The organism is Streptomyces pathocidini (assembly GCF_001418495.1).
Lineage (GTDB): Bacteria > Actinomycetota > Actinomycetes > Streptomycetales > Streptomycetaceae > Streptomyces > Streptomyces pathocidini.
In genome coordinates this window covers 1-4053 of the sequence record NZ_LIQY01000282.1, presented here as the reverse complement: position 1 = coordinate 4053, position 4053 = coordinate 1, and the positions used below count along the sequence as shown (strand labels likewise).

The 4053-nt window shown below is 75.6% G+C and carries 2 protein-coding genes; both read right to left on the bottom strand.

The features are described from left to right. Positions 1 to 184: 184 nt before the first annotated feature. Positions 185 to 1825, bottom strand: a complete 1641-nt coding sequence (locus AOK16_RS15010; RefSeq protein ID WP_055472756.1) for a PucR family transcriptional regulator — start codon at positions 1823 to 1825, stop codon at positions 185 to 187. 224 nt (positions 1826 to 2049) lie between these two features. After that, a partial coding sequence (locus AOK16_RS15005) for a type IV secretory system conjugative DNA transfer family protein (RefSeq protein ID WP_055472755.1) occupies positions 2050 to 4053 on the bottom strand: 2004 nt, incomplete at its 5' end.

The following is a 4053-nucleotide window of genomic DNA, read 5'->3' as shown; positions in this document are numbered from 1 at the left end:
CGCCGGGTGCGGGTTCCGGTGTGCCCACCCTCCCCCAGACTCCGTCCGGGGGGACCCCCATCGCCCCTAGCGGAACGCCTGCCCACACCGGAACGGGGACGCGTGCCCACCGGCGGAGCCGGAGTCCGCACCGGAACGGGGACACGTGCCCACACCGGAACGGTGGTGGCCGGGCGCCGGTTCGTTAGTCCGCGCCGGATGGCGTGGTGGCTTTGAGGGCCAGCCAGAGTTCCATTCGGGCGTCCGGGTCGTCCAGGGAGCGGCCGAGGATCTCCTCCACCCGGCGCATGCGGTAGCGGAGTGTGTGGCGGTGGACACCGAGGTCGGCCGCCGCCGCGTCCCACTGGCCGTGGCGGGAGAGCCAGGCCCGCAGCGAGGAGACGAGGTCGCCGCGCCCCTTCGCGTCGTGCTCGTGGAGCGCGCGCAGCATCCCGTCCGCGAAGGCCCGTACGGCGTCGTCCGCGAGCAGCGGGAGGACGGAGCCGGCGGCCACGTGCTCGTGTTCCACGAGCGTCCGCCCGCGGCGCCGCGCCACCGACAGGGCCTGCTCGGCCTGGCGGAACGCGGTCGCCGCCGCGATCGGCCCGGCCGGGGCCGAGAGCCCTATGGCCAGTTCGCCGCCCTCCGCCGCCGCGCTCCGCTCGTGCGGCCTGGCCTCCGCCCCGCGCAGCGCTTCCGACCGCTCGGCGTACTCGGCGCAGGCCGCCACCGCCGCCCCGCCGTCCGGCGCGAGGACGACCAGGCGCTCACCGTCCGGTACGGCGATCACGTACTCGCCGCTGCGGGCCGCCGCGGCGTCGAGGGCGTCGGTGAGGGCGGTGAGCGGGTCCGGGGCCTCGGCCTCGCCACCGGGAGCGGTCTCGGGCGGTACGCCCGGCGCCACTTCCGCGACCAGCAGCCGGAACGGGGCGTCCAGCAGCCCGCCGTACAGCGAGCCCGCGACCGTACGCGCGTGGTCCGGCTCGCCCGCGAGCAGCATGCGCAACACGGCCGCGCCGAGCCGCTGTTCGGCGTCGTGGAGCGCGCGCGAGCGCTCGGTTGTCAGGGTGAGCAGGGCGATCGCGGAGTGCACCGCGTACCGCTCGGCGGTGCCCAGCGGGGCGCCGGTGCCGACGGCGAGCACGCCGCGGGTGCGGCGGCCGGTGCCGAGGGACTGCAGCTCGACCCGGTCCTCGCGGTCGTCGGGGATGCCGACGACCGCGCTGGCCGGGGCGGGCCGCTCGCGCAGCCGGACGACGTCGGAGGCGAGCCGGGCGGCGCGGCGGGCGGCCCACTCGGGGGCGGCGGCCACGACCGCGCCGGACGCGTCGTAGAGCGCCGCCCAGCCGTCGACATGCGCGGCGAGCCGCGTCAGGAGTGCGGTGGGGCCGCCGTCGCCGAGCGCGGCGCGGGTCAGCTCGCGTTGGGCGTCGAAGCCCGCGGTGACCGCGCGGTACTGGTCGGCGGCTATCGCGGCCGACACGGCCTTGCTGATGGCAATGAAGGGGGTGCGGCGCGGGACCTCCAGCAGCGGCAGGTCCTGCTCCTCCGCGGCCTCGACCAGCGCCTTGGGGATGTCCTCGTAGTTGACGCCCACGGCGAAGCCGAGCCCGACGACACCCGCGTCGGTCAGCCGCCGCACGTAGCGGCGCATGGCCGCGGGGTCCTCGGCGTCGAGCTTCATCGCGGTGGTCAGGAGGAGCTCGCCGCCCTCCAGGTACGGGACGGGGTCCTCGAGCTCGCTCGGGTGTGCCCACCGCACGGCGGTCTCCAACCGCTCGCCGCCGGCGCGGACGCCGAGCTTGAGCGCGGAGTGCTGAACGAGGGAGGCGAGCGTTGGGGGCATGACACCTTCTGGCGAGGACTTCGCCGTCCCGTACGAACGGCCATGTCCAATTCTGCCTCAACGTCGGAATTGCTGACCGCCCGCCTCCTGTACGAGAGAAAAGCGACTGGCCGCCGGCACACCGACGAGTCCAATGACGGCGTCGTCGGACCCTGAGGACGGACAGGGCCGCGGGCCCGCTCCTGCCTCCGCCGTTCCGTGCCGAGGGCAGCAGAACCGCCGCCCTACGACCGGAGGTCGACCAGCAGCGGAGGGGTGTGTTCGCCCCCCACCGTCGTCAGGGAGAAGACGGCGTGGCCCGCCGGGACCGCGTTCGCCAGATCCGAGCCGGACCAGCGTTCGCGTTCGACCCTGCGGACCGTCACCGACTCGGCCGTGACGGCCCGGCCCGTCACGAGGCGGCGAATGGTGTGCGTGACGCGGGTCAGCGGCTCGTCGGCGATGATCTGGCGGTTGGTGACGTCGCGGGCCTCCACCCACTCCTTGCCCCAGACCTCGGCGAACCGCGCGCCGTCCCAGGTCGTCACGCCCGCGAGGGCCACCCGGCAGCCGACCGCGCCGAGCAGCGGGGTGCGCAGCGGTTCCGGCACGTCGTCGAGCGTGCGCAGCGCGAGGACCACGCCGGCGCCCGCCGAGCGCAGGCGCTGGATGCCGCGCAGCGCCTCGGCGGTGACGGTGTGGGTGGCGTCGTCCAGGAGCAGGCAGGTGAACAGGGACCGGTCGGTGCGGTGGGCCGCGCTCTCGGTGAACTGGGCCAGCACCAGCCGCGCCAGGAGCCGCGAGGCGTCCGCGTGCCCACGCTCGGGCAGCTCGATCCGTACGCGCAGGGGGTGATCGAGGAGGTGCGGGGAGAACTGGCGGTCGCCGCCGGACGGGTCGAAGAAGGGCGCGAAGGCGGGGCGGTCGAGCAGGGCGATCCGGTCGGCGAGGAGCGCGCCCACATCACCGTCCCGACTCGACTGCCGCTCACGAGCGTCGAGTTCACGGAGTTGGGCGGAGTCCCCCGCATCCTCCAAGGCCGCACGCAGAACACCCAGGACAGCAGGAGTGCCGTCGAGCAGTTCACGCAGCTCCGGCACCGACGGGAAGCGGCCGTGGACCGCGCGGTGGGGGCCGAGGAGCTGGGCGAGCGCGGTGGCGGCCCGCCGGACGTCACCGGACAGGTCGCCGACCAGCCCCTCGGCGAGCGTGCCCGCGGCCGTGTCGGGGTCGGTCGCACCCCCGTAGAGATCGAGGTCGTGGGGCGAGTCGGGTCTGCCGAGCCGTACGACCACGTCGAAGGCCTCGTCGGGCGCGAGCCCGGCCCCGGCCGCCCCGACGGCCACGACCGCGGCCTGCCCGGCCAGCGCCTGGAGACACAGCGACTCCAGGACGGGCCGCACCACGCGGGCGGTCTTGCCGGATCCGGAGGGGCCGACGGCCAGCAAAGAGGTGCCGAGCAGGCCGGGTTCGAGGGCGAATCCGGTGCCCCGCCGACGGTAGGGGTTGCGCTGGTCGTCTGCGGCGGTGCCGAGGCGGACCTGGCGGGCGTACAGGTCGTGGCGGGCAGCGCGTACGGGCAGGTCGCGCGTGCCCGAGAGGTGCGGGCAGGCGGCGGCGCCCTGGCGCAGCACGGTGTCGGTGAAGGCGGCCAGCCGCGTGGGCCGGGCGCGTACGGACTCCCAGGCTCGCCCGATGCGGGCGTGGTCGACGTCGTTCATACGCCCGGCGCGGGCCTCCGCGGCGAGCCGCTCGGCGGCGTCGGCCGCGCCCGCCGCCCGCAGTTCGGGCCAGTCGGCGGGGGCGTCCTGCGGAAGCGGCGGCTGCGCGGTCCGAACGGGCGTGAGGCGCCGTACGGGTTCGATGGCGTAGCGGCGCGCGACCTCCGGCCAGTGGCCGAGCCGCCCGAAGACGACCACGAGCAGCAGCGCGAAGAGCACGTAGTAGAGGTAGGTGGCCCAGACCCAGGCCATGTGGTTGGCGCCTGCCTCGCGCCAGGAGTCGGGGGTGAACAGGAGCAGCGGCCAGAGCCAGTAGTCCCCCAGGTAACCGTTCCAGCACAGCGACCACAGGAGCCACCCGCACAGGAACGAGATCAGCGCCCCGGCGACCAGCTGCCGCCCCGGAATCCGGTCCGGCTCCTCCGGCGGCCGGGGCCGGTGCCCGTACGCCCAGATACCCGGCGCCTCCCGGACGCGGGGCGTCCGCAGCCACGCGAGGAAGTCCCCCGCCCCCGCCTGCGCGGGCAC